At 64.1% G+C, this 21,029-nt stretch carries 17 protein-coding genes; 10 read left to right on the forward strand and 7 right to left on the reverse strand.

Annotated features, from left to right (window positions below):
* Position 1 precedes the first annotated feature (1 nt).
* The 4 genes from R2E40_RS12575 (at position 2) to xseA (ending at position 3,716) form a co-directional block, all read left to right on the forward strand.
* Entirely contained in the window at positions 2–757 is a 756-nt protein-coding gene (locus R2E40_RS12575; RefSeq protein ID WP_011705856.1) for a MotA/TolQ/ExbB proton channel family protein, read from the forward strand.
* Complete coding sequence (locus tag R2E40_RS12580; RefSeq protein ID WP_011705855.1) at positions 757–1,176, forward strand: ExbD/TolR family protein; 420 nt, start codon at positions 757–759, stop codon at positions 1,174–1,176. Before R2E40_RS12575 ends, R2E40_RS12580 begins: the two co-directional genes overlap by 1 nt.
* A 138-nt stretch (positions 1,177–1,314) precedes the next feature.
* Positions 1,315–2,244: a DMT family transporter gene (locus R2E40_RS12585; RefSeq protein WP_318163500.1), complete on the forward strand. Its 930-nt coding sequence runs from the start codon at positions 1,315–1,317 to the stop codon at positions 2,242–2,244.
* Between the two features lie 107 nt (positions 2,245–2,351).
* On the forward strand, positions 2,352–3,716 hold the full coding sequence (gene xseA, locus R2E40_RS12590) for an exodeoxyribonuclease VII large subunit (RefSeq protein ID WP_318163501.1): 1,365 nt from the start codon (positions 2,352–2,354) through the stop codon (positions 3,714–3,716).
* A 72-nt stretch (positions 3,717–3,788) separates the two neighbouring features.
* Here xseA and hutW read toward each other — a convergent pair whose 3' ends face one another.
* A complete protein-coding gene (gene hutW / locus R2E40_RS12595; protein WP_318163502.1) occupies positions 3,789–5,159 on the reverse strand; it encodes a heme anaerobic degradation radical SAM methyltransferase ChuW/HutW in 1,371 nt (456 codons plus the stop codon).
* 262 nt (positions 5,160–5,421) lie between these two features.
* On the opposite strand from hutW, the gene R2E40_RS12600 reads away from it, so the two are divergent.
* Positions 5,422–7,017, forward strand: coding sequence for a methyl-accepting chemotaxis protein (locus R2E40_RS12600; RefSeq protein WP_318163503.1), 1,596 nt, complete (start codon positions 5,422–5,424; stop codon positions 7,015–7,017).
* 104 nt (positions 7,018–7,121) lie between these two features.
* On the opposite strand, the gene aroG is transcribed toward R2E40_RS12600, so the two are convergent.
* The 5 genes from aroG to R2E40_RS12625 all read right to left on the reverse strand — a co-directional run bounded on the left by aroG (position 7,122) and on the right by R2E40_RS12625 (position 12,934).
* Positions 7,122–8,177 carry a 3-deoxy-7-phosphoheptulonate synthase AroG gene (gene aroG / locus R2E40_RS12605; RefSeq protein WP_011705850.1) on the reverse strand — a complete coding sequence of 352 codons (1,056 nt, stop codon included), beginning with the start codon at positions 8,175–8,177 and terminating at the stop codon, positions 7,122–7,124.
* Positions 8,178–8,389: 212 nt separating this feature from the next.
* On the reverse strand, positions 8,390–9,673 hold the full coding sequence (gene aroA / locus R2E40_RS12610) for a 3-phosphoshikimate 1-carboxyvinyltransferase (RefSeq protein ID WP_043123365.1): 1,284 nt from the start codon (positions 9,671–9,673) through the stop codon (positions 8,390–8,392).
* A 171-nt stretch (positions 9,674–9,844) separates the two neighbouring features.
* Positions 9,845–10,933, reverse strand: a complete 1,089-nt coding sequence (serC, locus tag R2E40_RS12615) for a 3-phosphoserine/phosphohydroxythreonine transaminase (RefSeq protein ID WP_011705848.1) — start codon at positions 10,931–10,933, stop codon at positions 9,845–9,847.
* Between the two features lie 224 nt (positions 10,934–11,157).
* Positions 11,158–12,084: an electron transfer flavoprotein subunit alpha/FixB family protein gene (locus R2E40_RS12620; RefSeq protein WP_318163504.1), complete on the reverse strand. Its 927-nt coding sequence runs from the start codon at positions 12,082–12,084 to the stop codon at positions 11,158–11,160.
* 100 nt (positions 12,085–12,184) lie between these two features.
* Positions 12,185–12,934, reverse strand: a complete 750-nt coding sequence (locus tag R2E40_RS12625; protein WP_318163505.1) for an electron transfer flavoprotein subunit beta/FixA family protein — start codon at positions 12,932–12,934, stop codon at positions 12,185–12,187.
* Between the two features lie 124 nt (positions 12,935–13,058).
* Between R2E40_RS12625 and R2E40_RS12630 the strand changes: the two genes are divergently transcribed.
* From R2E40_RS12630 to R2E40_RS12640, 3 genes are all read left to right on the forward strand, one after another.
* Positions 13,059–14,702 carry an electron transfer flavoprotein-ubiquinone oxidoreductase gene (locus tag R2E40_RS12630; protein WP_318163506.1) on the forward strand — a complete coding sequence of 548 codons (1,644 nt, stop codon included), beginning with the start codon at positions 13,059–13,061 and terminating at the stop codon, positions 14,700–14,702.
* Between the two features lie 428 nt (positions 14,703–15,130).
* Positions 15,131–16,078 (forward strand): magnesium/cobalt transporter CorA, encoded by a 948-nt coding sequence (gene corA, locus R2E40_RS12635; protein WP_011705843.1) that lies wholly within the window; start codon positions 15,131–15,133, stop codon positions 16,076–16,078.
* A gap of 144 nt (positions 16,079–16,222) precedes the next feature.
* Positions 16,223–16,693: a DUF2919 domain-containing protein gene (locus R2E40_RS12640; RefSeq protein ID WP_201904762.1), complete on the forward strand. Its 471-nt coding sequence runs from the start codon at positions 16,223–16,225 to the stop codon at positions 16,691–16,693.
* Positions 16,694–16,753: 60 nt separating this feature from the next.
* Here R2E40_RS12640 and R2E40_RS12645 read toward each other — a convergent pair whose 3' ends face one another.
* A complete protein-coding gene (locus R2E40_RS12645) occupies positions 16,754–17,506 on the reverse strand; it encodes a hypothetical protein (protein ID WP_318163507.1) in 753 nt (250 codons plus the stop codon).
* A gap of 250 nt (positions 17,507–17,756) precedes the next feature.
* Between R2E40_RS12645 and R2E40_RS12650 the strand changes: the two genes are divergently transcribed.
* Positions 17,757–18,986, forward strand: coding sequence for a siderophore amonabactin export MFS transporter (locus R2E40_RS12650; protein WP_318163508.1), 1,230 nt, complete (start codon positions 17,757–17,759; stop codon positions 18,984–18,986).
* A 57-nt stretch (positions 18,987–19,043) separates the two neighbouring features.
* On the forward strand, positions 19,044–21,017 hold the full coding sequence (locus R2E40_RS12655; protein WP_318163509.1) for a siderophore amonabactin TonB-dependent receptor: 1,974 nt from the start codon (positions 19,044–19,046) through the stop codon (positions 21,015–21,017).
* Positions 21,018–21,029: the final 12 nt, after the last annotated feature.

The raw sequence follows: 21,029 nt of genomic DNA on the forward strand, positions 1-21,029 counted from the left end.
CATGGATCCTGAAATCGCAAGCAACGGCATGGGCATCGCCCACCTGCTCAGCCAGAACAGCGGTGTGGGGCTGATCCCCTTCATCCTGCTGGTATTGATGTCCCTTGGCACCTGCTATTACGCCCTGCTCAAGGGCTACCTCGCGCAGCGGGAACAACGCCTCAACGCCCGCTTCATCGCCGATTTCTGGCAACACGACAGCGTGCAGGAGATGGAGCGCCAGCTGGCCCACCTGCCGCCGCAGGAGGCCTATGGCCGGCTGACCGGCGCCGCGCTGGCGGCCGTGGCCCAGTTGAACCGGGCCGAGGAGCGTGCGGTCAGCTGCAAGCTGGGCTCGCCGGATGAATATCTGCTGCGCGCCATGCGCCGTGCCATCACCCAGGAGCGGGTGCGGCTGGAGCAGGGGCTGGCCTTCCTCGCCTCGGTGGGCTCGGCAGCCCCCTTCATCGGGCTGTTCGGCACCGTCTGGGGCATCTACCACGCCCTGCTGGCCATCGGCGCCGCCGGCCAGAGCAGTCTGGACAAGGTCGCCGGCCCCGTGGGCGAGGCGCTGATCATGACCGGCTTCGGCCTCGCGGTCGCCCTGCCGGCCGTGCTCATCTACAACTTCTTCGTGCGGCGCAATCGCCTCAGGCTCGCGGCGCTGGAAGAGTTTGGCCACGATCTGTTCACCCTGCTGGTGACCGGCTTCGAGCAGGTCGCCACCAACAACGTCACCCCGCTGGTCGAGCGGGAAACCAGACAGGGGCGCGGCTGATGGCATTTGGCAAACTGTCGGACGAGGGGGACGATCAACCCCTCTCCGAGATCAACATGATCCCGATGATCGACGTCATGCTGGTGCTGCTCATCGTCTTCATGATCACCGCCCCCTTGCTCACCAACGCGGTCAAGCTGGAGCTGCCAGAGGCCAGCAGCCAGCTCAACCAGCCAGACAAGCAGGACATCAATCTCGCAATCGATGGCGCCGGCAAGATCTACTGGAACGATCAGGAGGTCGACGAGGCCGCCCTGCTCGCCAAGATGGAGAGCGCCGGCCAGGCCGAGGGGGAGCTGCCCGAGATCCAGCTGCGCATCGATCGCAAGGTGGAGTACGGCATCATCGCCAGGGTGATGGCCCAGGCCTCCCAACACGGCCTGCACAAGATTGCCTTCGTGAGTCAGCCGGAGCCGTAACGCTCCCGTCACCCACACACCGGTACGCCAGGGCATGGATGCCCTGCTGCCATCCAGGCAGTTGCCAGCACAGGCACCTTGTCGGCATCATGCCGATGCAGCGCCAATATTGGCCACCATCACCTCAAGGACGACACCATGAAACCTGCCGATTATGGGCGCCTGCTCCTGCTGGCCGCCATCTGGGGCGCCAGCTTCCTGTTCATGCGCATCGCCGCCCCGGCGTTTGGCGCCGTCAACACCACCTTCCTGCGGGTCCTGTTCGCCCTCATCGGGCTTGCCGTCATGCTCCTGCTGCTGCGCGCCCCCATGGGCTTTCAGGGCAAGCTCAAGTCCGCCATGCTGCTCGGCGTCATCAACTCCGCCATCCCGTTTCTGATGTACGCCATCGCCGCCCTCTGGCTGCCGGCCGGCTACTCGGCCATCCTCAACGCCACCACGCCGCTGATGGGGGCCCTCATCGGCTTTTCCTGCTTCAACGAGCACCTTGACAGGCGCAAATGGCTGGGGGTGGTATTGGGGGTGATCGGGATCAGCCTCATCACCACCACCGGCGAGGTGAGTGCCGGTGGGCATCTGCTGCCCGGGGTGCTGGCCTGCCTGTTTGCCACCGCTTGCTACGGCCTCGCCGGCTTTCTCACCCGCAGCTGGATCACCCATCGCGGCGGGCTCGATGCCAAGCTGGTGGCCTTTGGCAGCCAGCTGGGTGCCAGCCTGTTCCTGCTGCCCTTTTTCGCTTACCAGCTGGCGGCCGGCCCCGCGGTCGACTGGGCCGTGCCCACCGCCTGGGCCAGCGTGCTGGCGGTCGGCGTGGTCTGCACCGCCCTCGCCTATCTGCTCTATTTTCGACTGATCGCCGATATCGGCCCGCTGCGCAGTCTCACCGTCACCTTCCTCATTCCCCCTTTTGGCATCTTGTGGGGCGCGCTGGTGCTGGGCGAGACCTTGAACCAGGGCTTCGTGCTGGGGGGCCTGGTCGTCTGCCTCTCGGTCTGGCTGGTGACCAGCCAGACCAGCACCCCGGCCGTTCAGGCCCGGGCGCAGCCTCAGGATCCGGACGCACGCTGAGCCCGACAGGGCCAGCGCCGCTCGGCGTTCGCCCCGAACTGCGTTAAGATGGCGCCATTGTTTTATGCCCCCGCCCCCAAGGCGGGGCACACAGTGCAGGACCAGCCTTGAACTACCGCAACGAACCGAGTCAAAGCAGACAACAGCAGGTCTTTACCGTCACCCGCCTCAACAGCGCCGTGCGCATGATCCTGGAGCAGGATCTGGGGCTGGTGTGGCTGACCGGCGAGCTCTCCAACCTGGCGATGCCAAGCTCCGGCCACTGGTACTTCTCGCTCAAGGACATGTCGGCCCAGGTGCGCTGTGCCATGTTCAAGGGCAACAACCGGCGGGTGGCCTTCCGCCCTCAGGACGGCATGCAGGTGCTGGTGCAGGCGCGGGTCTCGCTTTATGAGCCGCGCGGCGACTACCAGCTGATCATCGAATCGATGCAGCCGGCGGGTGATGGCGTGCTGGCGCTGCGCTTTGAGGAACTCAAGCGTCGTCTCGGCGCCGAGGGACTGTTCGACGAGGGGCGCAAGCGACCGCTGCCCCGCGAACCGCGCGCGGTGGGCCTCATCACCTCCGCCACCGGCGCTGCCCTGCACGACATGCTGACCGTGCTCAAACGCCGCGCGCCGGATCTGCCGGTGTTTATCTACCCGACTCAAGTACAGGGCAGCGCCGCCATCGGCCAGATCGTCTCTGCCATTGCCCTGGCCAACCGCCGCGCCGAGGTGGATGTGTTGATCGTCGGTCGCGGCGGCGGGTCGCTCGAAGATCTCTGGTGCTTCAACGAAGAGGCGGTGGCGCGCGCCATCGCCAACTCTGCCATCCCGGTGGTGAGCGCGGTGGGCCACGAGGTGGACGTCACCATCAGCGACTTTGCCGCCGACTTGCGCGCCCCGACCCCGTCGGCGGCGGCCGAGCTGGTGGCGCCGGATCAGAGCGCCCGTGCCCAGCGCCTCGCCCATCTCAAGCAGCAACTGCTGCAGGCCATGAGCCGCCAGCAGACCGCCGCCCGCCACGATTTCATCCTGCTGCAAAAGCGGCTCGACCATCAGGATCCGAAGCGGCGGCTGGAGCAGCAATCCCAGCGCCTCGACGAGCTCTCCGCCCGTTTGCAGCAACTGATGAATCACAGACTGCATCAGGGGGAGCGGCGCCTCGCCAATCTGGAGCTGCGCCTGCAGGGCAAGAGCCCGGAGCGCTTGCTGGCCGCCGGCAAGCGTCGCCACCAGCTGGCCGAGGAGCGCCTCCATGCCCTCATCGCCAAGCGCCAAGACCTTGCTAGCCACCGCCTCGCCATGCTCAGCGCCCGCCTCGACGGGGTGAGCCCGCTCGCCACCCTGGGGCGCGGCTACTCCATCACCCGCACCCAGAGCGGTGAGGTGATCAGCCGCGCCGCCCAGGTCGATGCCGGCCAGACGCTGGTCACCCAGCTTGCAGAGGGGCAGCTGCGGGTGCGGGTGGAAGAGGTCCACCAGCCATAACGAACAAGGGGGCACATCAGGTGCCCCCTTGTTTATCATCCTCTCTTTGTTAGGCCCTCTCGGCCAGTGCACTCACACCAGCGAATGGCGCACCGCCTGCGCCGGATCGGCAGGTGACGTACCCGACCCCGCCAGCGGGTTGAGCTGCAAGTATTCAAACAGTCCGGCCTGCAGATTGACGTTCCAGAAGCGCCCCGCCAGGGTGAGCTCAAACCGCGCCTCGCTCAGCGTTGCCAGTCCGTGCTGCTGCCAGGCCTCGAACAAGGGTTGCAGATGTACCCGCAGCGGCGTCGGCAAGCGGGCCAGCGCCAGCCAGCCGCTGTCGAGCGCGCCGCGCAGCAGACCATCGAGGCGGCCATTGGGATTGCGCCCCATCACCATGCCGGGGGCCCGCTGCTCCGCCGCCAGCGCCTCGTGCCAGAGCGCCAGATCCCGGCCATACATGAGGCCGTGCCCATGCACGTTGCCGCCGGCCCCGGCCCCGAAGGGGAGGATCTCGGCGCCGCGCTTGGCCATCTGGTTGTAGCGGCTCTGTTCGGCCTCGCCGCGCCGCCAGTGGCTGCAGGAGAGCCGCTGCCAGCCCCCCTGCTCCAGCGTCTGGGCGCCATAGGCATACATGACAGCGCGCTGCTGACCGTCGGCGGCCCAGCCGAGCTTGCCCCTCGCCTCGGCACGGGCCAGATTGGTGCCGGCCATGGCGATGAGCTGATAGAGATCCACCCCGTGCACTCCGCTCGCCATCACATCCGCGATGTCCTGACGCCACACGGCATCATCCTGGCCCGGCAGGCCGAAGATGAGATCGGCCACGATCACCGCGTCGTTGTGACGGGTCAGCTCCCCCAGCCGGGTCAGCAGGGTCTCCCTATCGTCGAAGCGGGCCGCCTCTTGGCGCACCTCGGTATCAAAGCTCTGCACCCCGAACGAGAAACGGTTGAAGCCGCCCGCCAGCGCATTGTGCCACTTGGCATCATCAAAACCGTTGAGGCGCCCCTCCAGGGTCACCTCCGCATCTGAAGTCAGGGGAAAACGACGGATGGCAGCGGCCAGCATCGCCAGCTCGTCGGCGCTCATGTCCGTCGGCGTGCCGCCCCCCACATAGACGGCCGAAAAGGGACGGCTCTGGGTGAAGGGTGTCTCGGCAGCCTGGGCAAGCGCGCGACAGAGCGCGTCGACATAGCGGGTGATGCGGGCCGGGTTGGCGCCATTTTCAAAGAAATTGCAGAAGCTGCAGCGCTTGCGGCAAAACGGGATGTGGATATAGAGCGCCCGCTCGTCCGCCTCGCTCTCGCGGCGCCACCAGGCTTGCCAGTCGGCATGGTCGAGGGTGAGCGGGCGCATGCCACCTCGACTGGCGTGGGCCGAGGTCTTGGCGCCAAAGGCAAACTTGAGGGGATCCGGGGTGGCAAGACCGGTCATGGTCGGGGTCAGCAGTGGTGTCATCGCAGGCAGGGTTATCAAGTGAAATAATGCAAATGATAACCACTATCAATAAATGCCAAGTTTGTGCTGGATCAACTCAACGACGAACAACCTTCGTTTGCTACGCACCATTAACCTCCAACACGGATCCAGTTAACAGATAATTTACTCAAGATGAGGTAGGGTGTGCCGATAGAGAACCATCTCCCCCGTTCTGATGAGCGAGCGTGGGGAGAGTCATCAACCATTGACGATCGCTCACCTGCGCATGGACCTGCCAACGATGCAAAATCTGTCTCTGAACTGGAAAATCTTTCTCCCCCTCGCCCTGGTCATCGGCTGCACCTTCGCCCTCAGCTTCGAGCTCTCCGCCTGGCTGCAACGGGATCTCGCCATCCGGCTGGCGGGTGAAAAGGTGGAGAGCGCCGCCAACACCTACATGGATCAGCTCAACGTGCTGATGATGACGGGGGCCATCGCCAACCGCCAGATCGTGCAGACCAAGCTCAAGAGCGAGGCCGGCATCGTCGAGGCCCGCCTGATCCGGGCCCCGGCGGTGACCAGCCTGTTCGGCCCCGGCCACCCGGATCAGCAGATTGAAGACAAGCTGGACGAGCGTGCCATCAACCAGGGGGAGACCATTCTCGAACAGCAGGGCAACCAGCTCACCCTGATCAAGCCCTTCAAGGCCTACAAGGAGTACCGCGGCACCCAGTGCACCACCTGCCACCAGGTGGCGGAAGGTACCGTCATGGGGGCGGTGCGCATCAGTTACGATCTCAGCCACACCTTTGGCGAGATCCATCGCAACAACCTGATCCTGAGCGGCAGCCTGGTGGCGGTGTTCGGGCTGGGCTTCGGCCTGCTGGGCTGGGTGCTGCAGCGCTACATCAAGCGGCCGGTACGCCACCTGCAGCTGGCCATGACCCGCATGGCCAAGGAGCGGGATCTCTCCCTCCCCCTGATCAATCCCAACCGGGATGAGCTGGGCGAGATGACCCGCGCCGTCAGCGACATGGTGCAGGGGTTTCGCCACAGCCTGCAGGAGGTGGAAAGTGCCACCCACCAGCTCTATCAGGAGTCCAACCAGATCCGCCAGGTGGCGACCCAGACCGAAGGCTCGGCCCGCCAGCAGGAGAGCATGACGGTACAGGTGGCCGCCGCCGTCAGCGAGCTGGCCGCCAGCTCCCACGAGGTGCGCGAGCACGCCCGCAAGAGCGCCGAGCTCTCCGCCCTCACCAACCAGGATGCGGCCAACACCAGTCGCCTCGCCCAGCACTCCATCAACGACATGGGTGAAATGTCGGCGGAAATAGAGCGAGTCGACAGGGTGATCCAGCAGCTCGACAACCGCTGTCTGGCGGTCGACGGGGTGCTGGAGGTGATCAAGGGCATTGCGGATCAGACCAACCTGCTGGCCCTCAACGCCGCCATCGAAGCGGCCCGGGCCGGCGAGCAGGGCCGTGGCTTTGCGGTGGTGGCCGACGAGGTGCGCGCCCTCTCCAACCGCAGCCGCGCCGCCAGCGAGGAGATCTCCCAGATGATCGCCGCCCTGCAAAACGAGGCCCAGAGCGCGGTGTCGGTGATCGGGGATGCCAAGGCCAAGGCGGACGAGAGCATCCACAAGACAGAGGCGACCCTGGCCGCCATGCAGAACATCATCGGCCGCATCAGCAGCATCAACGACCTCAACGCCCAGATGGCGCAGTCCGCCGAGGAGCAGGACAGGGTCTGCAGCGAGGTGGACGGCTCGGTGAGCAACATTCGCAACACCTCCAACGACACCCTGGGCCAGGCTCACGCCGCCAATCTTGCCAGCGTCCAGCTGGTGGAGCAGTGCCGCAAGCTCGAGCAACTGCTCAAGACCTACCGCTGGTGATCATGCCTGCCGCCCGCTGTGGCCAATAAAAAAGCGCGACCCAGGGTCGCGCTTTTGTTTTGTGCCGTAGCTCAGGCGCGCCACGCGGCGCCGCCAGGCCGGGATCAGCCTGCGTTGCGGGTGGCCACCGCATCGGCCAGATTGCGCAGCAGGATTTCGGTGTCGGCCCAGCCGATGCAAGCATCTGTGATGCTCTGACCGACGGTGAGCTCGCACCCTTCCACCAGATCCTGACGCCCTTCCACCAGATGGCTCTCCACCATGACGCCGAACACAGCCCGGCTGCCGGCACGCAGCTGACCGGCCACGTCCTCGGCCACCAGCATCTGGTTCTTGAACTGCTTGCTGCTGTTGGCGTGGCTGAAGTCGATCATCACCTTCTGTGGCAGACCGGCCTTGTCCAGCCCCTTCACCACCTCGTCCACGTGGGCGGCGCTGTAGTTCGGCTCACGACCGCCGCGCAGGATGATGTGGCAGTCCGGGTTGCCCCGGGTCGCAACGATGGCGGAGTGGCCGTACTTGGTCACCGACAGGAAGTGGTGCGGCGCACTGGCAGCCCCGATGGCGTCGATGGCCACCTTGATGGTGCCGTCGGTGCCGTTCTTGAAACCCACCGGGCAGGAGAGACCGGAGGCCAGCTCGCGGTGCACCTGGGATTCGGTGGTACGGGCACCGATGGCGCCCCAGCTCATCAGATCCGCCACGTATTGCGGAGTGATCATGTCGAGGAATTCGGAGGCGGTCGGCAGCCCCATGTCGTTGAGATCCAGCAGCAGCTTGCGACCGATGCGCAGGCCGTCGTTGATCTGGCAGCTGTTGTCGAGGTAAGGGTCGTTGATCAGCCCCTTCCAGCCCACCGTGGTACGCGGCTTCTCGAAGTAGACCCGCATCACGATCTCCAGCTGGCCCTTGAGTTCGTCACGTAGCACCTTGAGGCGCTTGCCGTACTCCAGCGCGGCGGCGGGGTCGTGAATGGAACAGGGGCCGATCACCACCAGCAGGCGCTGATCTTCACCGGCCAGGATCTGATGGATGGCCTGACGGGATTCAAAGACGGTACTGGATGCGGTCTCGGTGGCCGGAAACTTCTCAAGCACCGCAACCGGGGGCAATAACTCTTTGATTTCACTGATACGAACGTCGTCGGTTTGATGCTGCATGACAAGGCTTCCTGCTAGATGACTGCGATAAAGAAACTTCAATCTAGCCCGCACGGGCAGCGGTGTAAATAGAAAATTACATTATCTTGGAAGGAATTTTCTTATCCTGCCTTGCAAGTTTTAATAATACTGCTAAGCGAGGATGAAGAGAGGGGGTAGCAGAGCGGGACAGCCCAAAGAAACAGGCCCGCAGCGAGGCGGGCCTGGGTTCATCACGCGCGCTGACTGATGCTGGCCAGCTTGTCGAAGTAGTCCGGGAAGGTCTTGGAGGTACAACCCGGATCATTGATGGTGACGGCGGTATCGGACAGCGCCACCAGCGAGAAGCACATGGCGATGCGGTGATCGTTGTAGGTATCGATGGCCGCATGCTTGAGCTGTGCTGACGGGGTGACGGTGATGAAGTCACGCCCCTCCTCCACCTCGACGCCCAGCTTGCGCAGCTCGGTCGCCATGGCGTGCAGGCGGTCGGTCTCCTTCACCCGCCAGTTGTAGATGTTGCGAATCGAGGTAGGCCCCTCGGCGAACAGTGCGGCCACGGCGATGGTCATGGCCGCATCGGGGATGTGGTTCATGTCCATGTCGATGCCGTGCAACGGCGCCTGCTCGGCCTCGATGAAGTCATCGCCCCAGGTGATGCGCGCGCCCATCTTCTCCAGCACGTCGGCGAAGTGGATGTCGCCCTGAATGCTGTGCTTGCCGATGCCGGTGACCCGCACCTTGCCCTTGATGGCGCCTGCCGCGAGGAAGTAGGAGGCGCTGGAGGCATCCCCTTCCACCAGGAAGTCACCCGGGCTGACGTAGCTCTGGTTGCCCTTGATGTAGAACAGCTTGTAGTTGTCGTGCTCGATGACCACCCCGAACTGCTTCATGATGTGCAGGGTGATGTCGATGTAGGGCTTGGAGACCAGCTCCCCCTTGATGTGGATGCGGGTGTCGCCCGCCGCCATCGGCGCCGCCATCAAAAACGCCGTCAGGAACTGGCTGGAAACAGAACCATCGACATGGACGTCGCCGCCCCACAGCCCCTTGGCATCCACCACCAACGGCGGATAGCCATCTTTCTTCAGGTACTGGATATGGGCGCCCGCTTCACGCAGGGCATCCACCAGATGGCCAATGGGGCGCTCTTCCATGCGCGGTTCCCCGCCCAGGGTGTATTCACCGGAGCCCAGACACAGCGCGGCACACAGCGGTCGCATGGCGGTGCCAGCGTTGCCGAGGAACAGATTGACCGGCTCTTTCACCGCGAAGCTGCGACCCAGACCGTGCACGGTGCACTCGGTCTTGTCGGCGGAGAGCTTGTACTTGACCCCGAGCTGGGTCAGCGCCGCCAGCATGTGACGAATGTCATCGCTGTCGAGCAGGTTGGTGAGCCGGGTGGTGCCACGGGCCAGGGCTGCCAGCAGCAGGGCCCGGTTGGACACGCTCTTGGAGCCGGGCAGATTGACCTCACCGGCCACACGAGAAATAGGTTCCAAACGCAACGAATTCATAGACTTCCTGTACGATCTCAAAAAAATGACCTGACCGGACGTTAGCAGCCCGCGCCCTGCTCGGCAAGACTGCGGGTGGCACAAAAGCAGGCGGCGAGGGCGGCCGGTCCGGCATCACGGAAAAAACAGACGCCGGGGAGTCCCCGGCGTCGGCAATCGGGGAAAAACGCCTCAGCCGTGGCGCTTGGCAAAGCCGTCCATAAAGCTGACCAGCGCCTTCACCCCTTCCAGCGGCATGGCGTTGTAGAGGCTGGCGCGCATGCCGCCGACAATGCGGTGTCCCTTGAGCGCCAGCAGGCCGGCGGCTTCCGATTCGGCCAGGAACAGCTTGTCCAGCTCGGCATTTTTCAGCTGGAACGGGATGTTCATCCGCGAACGGCAGCTGGCATCCACCTGGTTGCCATAGAAGCTCGACTGATCGAGATAGCCGTAGAGGAAATCGGCCTTCTCCTTGTTGCGTGCTTCCATCGCCGCAAGGCCGCCCTGTTCTTTCAGCCACTCAAATACCAGCCCGGCCAGATACCAGGCGTAGGTGGGCGGGGTGTTGAACATGGAGTCGTTCTTGGCAGTGAGCTGGTAGTCGAAGATCGACGGCACATCGGCACGAGCCTGGTTCAGCAGATCATCGCGCACGATGGCGATGGCCAGCCCAGAGGGGCCGATGTTCTTCTGGGCGCCAGCATAGATGATGCCGAAGCGGCTCACGTCGATGGGACGGGAGAGGATGGTGGAGGAGAGATCCGCCACCAGCGGCACCTTGCCGGTTGCCGGGATGTCAAACATCTCGATGCCGTCGATGGTTTCATTCGGGCAGTAGTGCACATAGGCCGCATCGGCGCGAAACGCCGGGGTCGGCAGCAGGTGAGAAATACCCTCGGCACTCTTGGCCACCCCGTCAAAGGTCTGGATGTCGCCGTACTTGCGCGCCTCGTCCACGGCACTCGCAGCCCAGACACCGGTCAGCAGATAGTCAGCCTTCTTGTTGGCGCCCCCCAGCAGGTTCATGGGCACGGCGGAAAACTGGCCACGGCCGCCGCCGTGCATGAACAGCACCTTGTAGTTGTCCGGCACCGCCAGCAGCTCGCGCAGATCGGCTTCGGCCTTGGCGGCGACCGCCATGTAGGGCTTGCCGCGGTGGGAAAGCTCCATGACCGAGGCTCCCAGCCCCTGGAAATTACAAAATTCGCGCTGGGCGCGCTCCATGACTTCGACCGGCAGCATGGCGGGGCCGGCGCAGAAGTTGTAAATCTGTTTGCTCATGACGCTTTCCGTGAGTGGATGAGTGTGATCGGTGACTTGTCTGGTTTTACACAAGTGCAGCCCCCGGATCAAAGGCTTTTTGGGAGCTGGCTCAACCTTTTGTCGACCCGCCGCCGGCGCAGTTGGCAGAAAAAAGCCCTGAACGGGTCAGGGCTTGCAGAGAACATGCGTGGAAACGGGCGCTTGCCGGCGCTCAATGCCCCCAGCCCCCTTTTTTCACCAGGTTACAGCTTGGCGGTGAGCTCCGGCAGCAAGGTGAAGAGATCCCCCACCAGCCCGTAGTCGGCCACCTGGAAGATGGGGGCCTCGCTGTCCTTGTTGATGGCGACGATCACCTTGGACTCTTTCATCCCCGCCAGATGCTGGATGGCGCCGGAAATACCGACCGCGATATAGAGCTCGGGGGCCACCACCTTGCCGGTCTGGCCCACTTGCAGATCGTTGGCGACAAAGCCCGCATCCACCGCCGCCCGCGAGGCGCCCACCGCGCCGCCCAGCTTGTCAGCCAGCGCCTCGATGAGCGCGAACTGCGCCTTGGAGCCCAGTGCCCGCCCGCCGGAGACCACCACCCGCGCCGCCGCGAGCTCGGGTCTGGCGGAGCGCACGGCGCGCCGTTCGATAAGGCGGGTACGGCATGCTACCTCGCTCACCGGCAACCGCGCTACCTGAGCCTGGCCACCGCCCACCGCCTTGGCGAAGGCGGTGGGCCGGATGGTCAGCACCTTGATGGGGGCGCTGCTCGCCACCCGGGCCACGGCGTTGCCCGCATAGATAGGGCGCAGGAAGGTGTCACCACTCTCGATGCCGGTCACCTCGGAGAGCATCTCCACCCCGAGTCTGGCCGCCACCCGCGGCAGCAGATCCTTGCCCTGGGTGCTGGCGGCCATCAGGCAGTGCTGATAATCCCGCGCGATGTGGGCCAGCAGCGGATCTACTCCGTCGCTCAGCCCCTCCGCCAGCATGGGATGCTCGGCCAGCAGCACCCGGCTCACTCCCTGCAGGGCGGCGGCCTGCTCGCCCGCCTCGGTCAGCCCCTGCCCCAGCAACAGCAGATGCACCTCGCCGCCCAGCTGGCTCCCGGCGGTGACCAGGCGGGCCACGTTGTCGGCCAACCGGCCCTGATGATGTTCGGCAATGATCAATACGCTCATGACTGCCCCTTGCTATCGTCCGTTGATGTCCCTGCCTGTGCGCCCATCACGCCCCCGAGCTTGTCGCCGGCGGGCGGGGTTCTGTTGATTGCTGGCAGCATCAGAGTACCTTCGCTTCGTGCTTGAGTTTGTCCAGCAGCTCGTCCACCGAGCCCACCATGATGCCGGCGCTGCGGGCTGCGGGGGCCATCACCCCGAGCAGCCGGGTCTGAGCGGCCGGTTCGACGCCGAGGTCGGCGAAGGGCGCGCTCTCGAGCGGCTTGCGCTTGGCCTTCATGATGTTGGGGAGCGAGGCAAAACGCGGCTCGTTGAGGCGCAGATCCACGGTCACCACCGCCGGCAGCGGCATGCCAAGGGTCTCGAGGCCGCCGTCGATCTCGCGGGTCACCTGCAATTCCCCCTCCACCAGCTTGATGGCGGAGGCGAAGGTGGCGAGCGGCCAGTCATTGAGGGCGGCGAGCATCTGGCCCACCTGGTTGTTGTCGGAGTCGATGGACTGCTTGCCGAGCAGCACCAGATCGGGCTGCTCCAGCTCGCACACCTGTTGCAGGGCGCGAGCCACGGTGAGCGGCGTCAGGGTCTCGCCAGTCACGTAATGACGCGCCCGATCCGCCCCCAGCGCCAGGGCGTGACGCAGCTGTTCGGCCGCCGCCTCGGGGCCGAAGGTCACCACCACCAGCTCGCTCGCCACGCCGGCTTCACGCAGCCTGACCCCCTCTTCCACCGCAATTTCACAAAACGGGTTGATCCCCATCTTGACGTTGACCAGCTCCACGTCTGAGCCATCGCTCTTGACCCGGACCTTGACGTTGTAATCCAGCACCCGCTTGACCGCGACCAGCAGCTTCATGACGCGCATCCCTCGCTTCTGTTGAGTGAATCCATGAAAACCCTCACATTTTTTTGCTTACATTCACTTTACGTTTACGTAAACTACCAGCACTACCCTAGGCCAAGTCGAGCACAGAGGCAAGATGGAACGCGAAGCAATGGAATTTGATGTCGTCATCGTCGGTGGCGGCCCGGCGGGACTCAGTGCCGCCATCGCCCTCAAACAACACAATGCCGAGCTGTCGGTCTGCCTGCTGGAGAAGGGGGCGGAGATCGGCGCCCATCTGCTCTCCGGCGCCCTGCTGGATCCCGTCGCCCTCAAGGAGCTGCTGCCAGAGAGCTGGCAACAGGCCCCGCTCGGGGTCGAGGTCAACGACGATCAGGTGCACCTGCTGCAAAGCGACAGTCGCGCCCTGCAACTGCCCAACTGGGCGGTGCCGCCGCGCATGCACAACGAGGGCAGCCACATCATCAGCCTCGGCAACCTCTGTCGCTGGCTCGGTCAGCAGGCCGAACAGTTGGGAGTCGAAATATACCCGGGTTTTACCGCAAGCGAACTCATCATGGAAGCGGGACGGGTCAAGGGTGTGATCACCGGCGATCTCGGGCTGGATCGAGCGGGCAATCCGAAAGCGGATCACGTGCCCGGCATGGCGCTGCTCGGTCGCTACACCCTGTTTGCCGAAGGGGCGCGCGGCCATCTCGGCAAGCAGCTGATCGCCGACTTTCAGCTGGAAAACGCCGCCCAGCCGCAGCATTACGCCATCGGCTTCAAGGAGCTGTGGCAGCTCCCCCCTGGTCAGGGCAAACCGGGCCGGGTGCTGCACGGCAGCGGCTGGCCGCTCTCTGAGGGGAAGGAAGACAAGAGCCAGGGCGGCTTCTATCTCTACCATCTGGAGCAGGATCAGGTGGCGGTCGGTCTCATCGTCGATCTCAACTACCGCAACCCCTGGCTCAGCCCGTTTGACGAGTTTCAACGCCTCAAGCACCACCCGCTCATCGCCGCGGCTTTGCAGGGGGGCGAGCGCATCAGCTACGGCGCCCGCGCCATCGCCAAGGGGGGCTGGCACTCCCTGCCCCGCATGCACTTTCCTGGCGGCCTGCTCATCGGTTGCGATGCCGGCACCCTCGACTTCTCCCGCATCAAGGGGATCCACACCGCCATGAAGTCCGGCATGCTGGCGGCCAGGACAGTCGCCATGAGTCTGCACGGCGGCGATGAAGGGGGCCGGGATCTGGCCGAATACGGCGATGCGCTGCAACAGAGCTGGCTGGCCCATGAGCTCAAAACAGCGCGCAACTTCGGCGCCGCCCTGCACCGCTGGGGCCCCTGGCTCGGCGGCGCCTTCAACTGGCTGGAGCAGCGGCTGTTTGCTCGTACCTCGCCGTTCACCCTGCTGGACAAGGAGCCGGACTACCGCCAGCTGCGCATGGCCAGCCGCTGCCAGCCCATCGACTACCCCAAGCCGGACGGCAAGCTCAGCTTCGACAAGCTCTCGTCTGTCTACCTCGCCAACACCAGCCACGACGAGGATCAGCCCTGCCATCTCAAGCTGCAGGACGAGACTATCCCGGTGGCGGTCAACCTGCCCACCTGGGCCGAACCCGCCCAGCGCTACTGCCCGGCCGGGGTGTTCGAGATCCTGGGTTCGGAGAGCCTGCCCCGCCTGCAGATCAACGCGGCCAACTGCATCCACTGCAAGACCTGCGACATCAAGGATCCGAGCCAGAACATCGTCTGGACCCCGCCGCAAGGCGGCTCTGGCCCCAACTATCCCAACATGTAACAGGCTTGCCCATGCAGACCTGCGCAGACAACAAATGCGCAGACAACAAAAATGCTCAGCCCCAACACATCAAATAGAGGCGATTTCCGGCGCACGGCCGGGGGCTGTCGCAGGACACTCGGCAGCCTATCATCCCGGCCGGTGAACCCGACTCCTCCCTCGTGCCGGGGGGAATAAAGGAGGCGACGCCGGGATCACCCGTTTCGAGGTCGGCGTGGCTGCTCCGACCTCGCTGTTTTTTTGAGCGAACAGGCTGAACCTCCGATGAATAGGCCCTGACAAGCGCGGCCCGCCCCTGTATAGTTCGCCGCATTCAGGTTTTCCATCGGCCCGTTCAGCTTGTCCACGGGATCGCTTTCTACGCGCTCTAAGGCCGCATGACCTGTGCAACCATCCCTGATTACCCATGACTTCTTAAGGGGGGACAGATGATCACCGCCTACATTCTCAATAACAAGGTACTGGACATAGTCACGCTCGGGCCTGACGACATAGTGCCTGACAACACCGTCTGGCTGGATGCCTACAAGCCGGACACGGCGGAACGAGAATGGTTGACGGGCCTGTTTCTGGAAGAGGTGCCCGACAAGGAGGAGCTGGATGACATCGAAGCATCCGCCCGTTTCTACTGGGATACCGACGGTCTGCACATTCACTCCCTGTTTCCCCAGCGGATCGGCCGTGACACCAAGGGTGTCCACGTCTCCTTTACCCTGCGCAACAACCTGCTGATCAGTATCCGCGAGGATGACATCGGTCTGGTGCGCCTGCTGCGCCACTATATGCGCCAGGATCGACTGGAGGTGGAAGACGCCCTCGACATCCTGTTGGAGGTGCAGAATCTGAAAGTCGAATACCTCTCCGATCTCATCGAAGATGGCTACAAGACCCTGGAAAACACCGCCGATCAGATCTTCGAGCCGGATCAGATCAATCCCATGCTCAAGGAGTTGATGGCCCAGGAAGAGGCCAACGGCCAGATCCGTCTCTCCCTGCACGATACCCGTCGCGCCCTGCGCTTCTTGAAGCGCAGCCTGCGCCAGCGGATGAGCAACGAGCAGAACAAGTGGATCGACGAGATGCTGCACGACGTGGAGTCTCTGTTGCCCCACACCCAGTTCCTGTTCGACAAGATCAACTTCCAGCTGGAGGCCTCCATGGGGGTCACCAACCTGGAGCAGAACAAGGTGATCAAGATCTTCTCGGTGGCCGCGGTGATCTTCCTGCCGCCGACGCTGATCGCCAGCATCTACGGCATGAACTTCGGTCGCATGCCGGAACTCGCCTGGGAATACGGCTATCCGCTCTCTCTGGTGTTGATGGTGATGTCGTCGCTCGGCACCGGTCTGTTCTTCAAGCGAAAAGGCTGGCTGTGACACCGGCGGCCCGGCACGAAAAGAGATAAGCGGATTGGGGGGCATGGCCCCCCGATTAATTCCCGTCCCCCACCCCCGCCTTGCAAAGGGCCCCCCTTCGCCCCATATCCCCTTCATCCTTTGCACAGACGACCCCGGGCAACCATGACCCTCTACCCCGAACACAGATATGACGATCACGGCCAGCTGCGTCCTCCGCTCTGGTTCTGGCCCATCGCCCTCTTACTGACCCGCTCGGTCTGGCTGTTTCTGATGGCCGGCGTCACCCGCGAGAGCGGCAGCGCCATCCTGACCCTCTTCTACCCGGACCGGCTCGCCCTCTACATCAGCCTGCTGACCGACGTGCCCGCCATACTGGCGCTGCTCGCCTGCGGCGGCACCTATCAGCAGACCCGCAGCCTCCGGGCCTGGCTCAGGCGCCACAGCCCTTTGCTGCTGCTCTGCTCCGCCACCAGCGGCCTGCTGATGCAACTGCACAGCCTCAATTTGCAAAAGTGGTCGTTCAGCTGGCCCACCGCTTTGGTACTGGTCGCTACCCTCTGGTCACTCTGGTATCTGCTGCGCAGCCGCCAGCTGCGTGAATACGCAGCCGATCAGCCCCACGCCGGCAACTGATCAGCCAGGTTCAACCAAGATGACCAATCACCCGAGGGGCAAGGTCATCAACCAGGCGCCTCACTGGCGCGTGACCCGGATCTGCAGGGTCTGGCGATCGCTCTGACTGCCACTGCCCCCCTGCAACTGGGTGCCCAGGCTGCTGCCCTGCTGCGCCGCGCTGGTGGAGAGCTCCCCCACCGTCAGCCACTGCCCCGGGGCACCGCTCACCTCGGTGGCACTCTGCCCCCGGTTGATGGTGCCCTGCTCCAGCCTGGCCTGCTCGCTGCTGAGCGCTATCTGTACCCTGTCGCCGATCAGGGTGGCCGTAGCATAGAGGCCGTTGATGAGCGGTATCAGCCCCACTACCTGGCCTCCACTCCACTGATAGAAGGTGACCGGTTGATAGGTGCCCATCTGCAATAGCACCGGCCGACCCGACAGGCCGCGTACCTGCCAGCTGTCGTTCTGGCTGCGCTGATACTGCTGGGCATTGCCCTCCAGCAGCCACTGCCGCTTGGCCGCATCCCGGCCCAGCCCTACCCCGGCCTGCTGACTGCTGGAAGCGCCGTCCACCCGCCACTCGATGAGCAGACTCTGGGGCGGCTGGTTGAATTTGGCCAGCGCCGCTTCGGCTTCCTGCAGTTGGGCGGCGCTGCCGCTCAGCACCAGCTGGTTGCCCATGGCGCTCACCCCCAGCTCCGGATAGAGATCCTTGAGGGTCTGCACCGCCGCCTGGGTCTCGAATACCGGGATCACCTTCACCTCGGCCTGCAGCGGCAGGCACCAGAGTCCCCACAGCAGCCAGAGTCCAAACCCGCGCCATCTTCTCATCTTCTCCTCCCGTCCCACTCGGCGGCCAACCAGATCATGGCCTGCATATCACCTCGTCATCATGGGCCATCCGCCCCGCTTTTCAATGATTTTGCCCGTGAGCAATGCGCGCCGTGAAGGTCAGGCCCTTCATTTTTCTATGAAAAGAGCGGAGACAGATCAAATAACACAAATAAAAATGATTACCATTTGTTGTCACGAAAAAATCGCTCGGATACAATTCGGTCTCATTTTTTTGAGCTTGCCGTCGATGAAGCCAGTGACCACCACCCCCGCCGCCATCCACCTGGCCCTGCTTGTCAACATGCTCTCCATGGGCAGCATGATGATGGTGATGCCGCTCGGGCCGGATCTGGTCATCAGCCTCGGCATGCAGCCGGAACAAACCGGCTACTTCAGCGGCGGTGCCACCCTGGGTGCAGCCCTGATGGGGCTCATCGCCGCCCCCTGGCTCGATCGGGTCAACCGCAAGCCCGCCCTGCTGGTGCTGCTCACCCTGCGTTTTCTGCTGCTGATGGCCTGCGCCCTGGTGCAAAACAGCCAGCAGCTGCTGGTGTTGTTCGTCCTGTCGGGCTGTGTGGCCGGGCCCCTCGCCGCCATCCTGATGGCGGCCGTGCTGGATCTGGTACCGCCTGCCGAGCGGGGCCGCCGCCTCGCCTACGTGGGCATGGCGTTCTCGCTGGCCGCCATCCTGGTGGTGCCCATCGCCCTGGTGCTGGCCCAGTGGTTTGGCTGGCAGAGCCCCTTCCTGCTGTTTGGCATCTGCGGCCTGCTGCTGGCCCTGCTCTGCGCCACCCTGCTGCCTTCGCTGCCGGTCAGCCGCGCCCCTCACGGCAGCGGCCTGCGCCAGTTGCTGGCCTCCCCGCTCTGCCAGGGCGCCCTGTTCGTCCTCTGTTTGCAGATGTTCGGTCACTTCCTGCTGATCCCGCACTTTGCCAACTACTTCCAGTTCAACCTGGCGTTCCCGCGCGAGCAGATCGCCGCCCTCTATCTGTGCGGCGGCCTCGCCAGCATGGCCACCATGCGGCTGTGCGGCAGCTGGATTGATCAAGGCCGTGCCCAGGCCGCCATCCTGATCACCAGCCTGCTGCTGGCGCTGATCACATTGCTCGGTTTCGCCATGCCGGTCGGCGTGCCCGTCTACCTGCTGTTCACCCTGTTCATGGCGCTGAGCTCGGCCCGCTCCAGCACCACCCTCGCCATCACGGCCTCCATCCCGGCCCCCCATCAGCGCGCCGCCTTCATGTCTTTTCAGGGCACGGTCACCAATGTGGCGGCCGGGCTCGGCAGCCTGCTCTCCGCCAGGTTGCTGGTGTCGGATCAGAGCGGCGTCCTGCACGGATTTGCCCATCTGGCCTGGATCAATATCGGCTGCGGCCTGCTGGCCTGCGGCGGTGTCTGGCTCCTGCTCAAGGGGCTGGCACAGACAAGGAATAACAATAACCCCGAGTCTGGCACCGCCAGACAAGGAAGTCAGTGAGCCACCGGCCCCAGAGCCGGACCCCATAACCTCTGTTTTATTCATGGAGTTTTGACTATGCAGTTGCAGCCTGGCGTATTTCGCTTGAACCCGATTTTGCTCTCCCTCGGCCTGTTTGCCTTGCCGGGCCTGGCCCAGGCCGAAGCGGTCAAGGCCAACGAGACCATGGTGGTTACCGCCACCCAGACCCAGCACACCGAACTCTCCGCCCCGGCCAGCGTCTCTGTGGTGACCCGCGCCGATCTGGACAAGATGAACGCCAACAACGTCGGCGAAGCACTCAAGCACGTGCCCGGCGTCAACATCATCGGCACCAACCCCACCGGCCGCAGCGAGATCAAGATCCGCGGCATGGGCGGCGACTACACCCTGCTGCTGATCAACGGCAAGCGGGTCAACGCTCGCGAAACCCTGGGCAGCTCGTTTGGCAATGACTTCGACTTGAGCTCCATCCCCATGGCCGCCATCGAGCGCATCGAGGTGATCCGCGGTCCCGTCTCCTCCCTCTATGGCGCCGACGCCCTCGGCGGCGTGGTCAACGTGATCCTGCGCCAGGCCAAGGAGCAGACCGAGGCAGCCTTCGGCTACACCCACACCATGCCCACCAAGGGTGATGGTGGTGATGCCAACCGTGGCAACGCCTTCGTCTCCGGCGCCCTGATCGACAACAAGCTGCTCGGCAGCGTGGTGGTGGAAGGCTATCAGCGCGACCGCTGGCACAGCGATCAGTCCAACAACCCGGACGCCGATGCGCTGGAGAAACGGGAAGTGGTCAACATGCTCTCCAGCCTGAAGTGGCTGGTGGCCGACAACCAGGATGTGGAGTTCGATCTGGGCTACAACCAGAACGACATGGACAGCTATTTCAACAACGTGCCGCGTGCCCCCACCGCCCCGGCTACCCCGCACAACGTGCAAAAACTCGATCGCCTGAGCTTGGGGCTGACCCACAACGGTCGTTGGGAGCACTTCGACAGCCGCGCCCGCTACTACTTCGAGCAGACCGATCTGATGGATGACTCCCAGCTCAACGGCGGCGCCGCTGATGTTACTCAGACCAACCACACGGTCGACGGCCAGCTGAGCGGCTACCTGGGGGATCACCTGCTGACCTCAGGGGCGGAATTCCGCAAAACCGAGCTGGAGCACAGCCGCAGCATCACCAGCGGCAGCGTGGATGCCAGCCAGAGCGCCCTCTACCTGCAGGATGAGTTCAGCCTGGGGGATCTGGCGCTGACCCTCTCCGGTCGTCTGGATCACCACGAGACCTATGGCAACGAGTTCAGCCCGCGCGCCTATGCGCTCTACAAGCTGAGCGACGAGTGGGTGATCAAGGGCGGCGCCGGCAAGGCGTTCAAGGCCCCGACCCTGGCCCAGTCCAGCGAAGGCTTCGCCACCACCGCCTGCCGCGGCGCCTGCAAGGTGATCGGCAACCCGGATCTGAAACCGGAAACCGCCGTCAGCTATGAGCTGGGCACCGCCTATGAAGCCGATCGCTTCGGCGCCGGCCTCACCGGCTTCCACAACGACATCGAGGATCTGATCCAGAGCGATCAGTGGGGCCCGGGCTACCGTCCGACCGTCATGACCTACCTCAACGTCAAGAAGGCGCGGGTCAAGGGGCTGGAGCTGACCGGCTGGGTCGATGTGATGGACGACGTCAAGCTGACCGGCAACTGGACCATGCTGGACTCCGAAGACAAGAGCACTGGCGACGATCTGGCCAAGACCCCGGATCACACCGGCAACCTGAGCCTGGATTGGCAGGCCACCGAGATCGTCAGCACCAACCTGGCCTGGCAGTACGTAGGCAGCCAGTTCATCAAGGTGCCGATGCACAACTCCCAGGCACTCAAGTCCGACAGCTACCAGACCCTGGACGTCAACACCAAGTGGAAGGTCACCCCGGCGCTCGACTTCAAGCTGGGCATCACCAACCTCACCAACACCAAGCGTGACCAGGTCGCCACCGACGCCGACTTCATTCTGGAAGGTCGTACCGTCTACGCCGGCGTGGATTACAAGCTGTAAACCCCGCAGGGA

Source organism: Aeromonas sp. CD (assembly GCF_033349375.1).
GTDB lineage: Bacteria > Pseudomonadota > Gammaproteobacteria > Enterobacterales > Aeromonadaceae > Aeromonas > Aeromonas hydrophila.

What these genes read in the sequence shown, in the direction of transcription:
- aroG (WP_011705850.1), bottom strand. Translation starts at nt 8,177, where the DNA reads ATGCAGCATCAAACCGACGACGTTCGTATCAGTGAAATCAAAGAGTTA.
- R2E40_RS12655 (WP_318163509.1), top strand. Translation starts at nt 19,044, where the DNA reads ATGCAGTTGCAGCCTGGCGTATTTCGCTTGAACCCGATTTTGCTCTCC.
- R2E40_RS12645 (WP_318163507.1), bottom strand. Translation starts at nt 17,506, where the DNA reads ATGAGAAGATGGCGCGGGTTTGGACTCTGGCTGCTGTGGGGACTCTGG.
- R2E40_RS12630 (WP_318163506.1), top strand. Translation starts at nt 13,059, where the DNA reads ATGGAACGCGAAGCAATGGAATTTGATGTCGTCATCGTCGGTGGCGGC.
- hutW (WP_318163502.1), bottom strand. Translation starts at nt 5,159, where the DNA reads ATGACACCACTGCTGACCCCGACCATGACCGGTCTTGCCACCCCGGAT.
- aroA (WP_043123365.1), bottom strand. Translation starts at nt 9,673, where the DNA reads ATGAATTCGTTGCGTTTGGAACCTATTTCTCGTGTGGCCGGTGAGGTC.
- R2E40_RS12650 (WP_318163508.1), top strand. Translation starts at nt 17,757, where the DNA reads ATGAAGCCAGTGACCACCACCCCCGCCGCCATCCACCTGGCCCTGCTT.
- R2E40_RS12620 (WP_318163504.1), bottom strand. Translation starts at nt 12,084, where the DNA reads ATGAGCGTATTGATCATTGCCGAACATCATCAGGGCCGGTTGGCCGAC.
- R2E40_RS12625 (WP_318163505.1), bottom strand. Translation starts at nt 12,934, where the DNA reads ATGAAGCTGCTGGTCGCGGTCAAGCGGGTGCTGGATTACAACGTCAAG.
- corA (WP_011705843.1), top strand. Translation starts at nt 15,131, where the DNA reads ATGATCACCGCCTACATTCTCAATAACAAGGTACTGGACATAGTCACG.
- R2E40_RS12640 (WP_201904762.1), top strand. Translation starts at nt 16,223, where the DNA reads ATGACCCTCTACCCCGAACACAGATATGACGATCACGGCCAGCTGCGT.
- R2E40_RS12575 (WP_011705856.1), top strand. Translation starts at nt 2, where the DNA reads ATGGATCCTGAAATCGCAAGCAACGGCATGGGCATCGCCCACCTGCTC.
- serC (WP_011705848.1), bottom strand. Translation starts at nt 10,933, where the DNA reads ATGAGCAAACAGATTTACAACTTCTGCGCCGGCCCCGCCATGCTGCCG.
- R2E40_RS12585 (WP_318163500.1), top strand. Translation starts at nt 1,315, where the DNA reads ATGAAACCTGCCGATTATGGGCGCCTGCTCCTGCTGGCCGCCATCTGG.
- R2E40_RS12600 (WP_318163503.1), top strand. Translation starts at nt 5,422, where the DNA reads ATGCAAAATCTGTCTCTGAACTGGAAAATCTTTCTCCCCCTCGCCCTG.
- R2E40_RS12580 (WP_011705855.1), top strand. Translation starts at nt 757, where the DNA reads ATGGCATTTGGCAAACTGTCGGACGAGGGGGACGATCAACCCCTCTCC.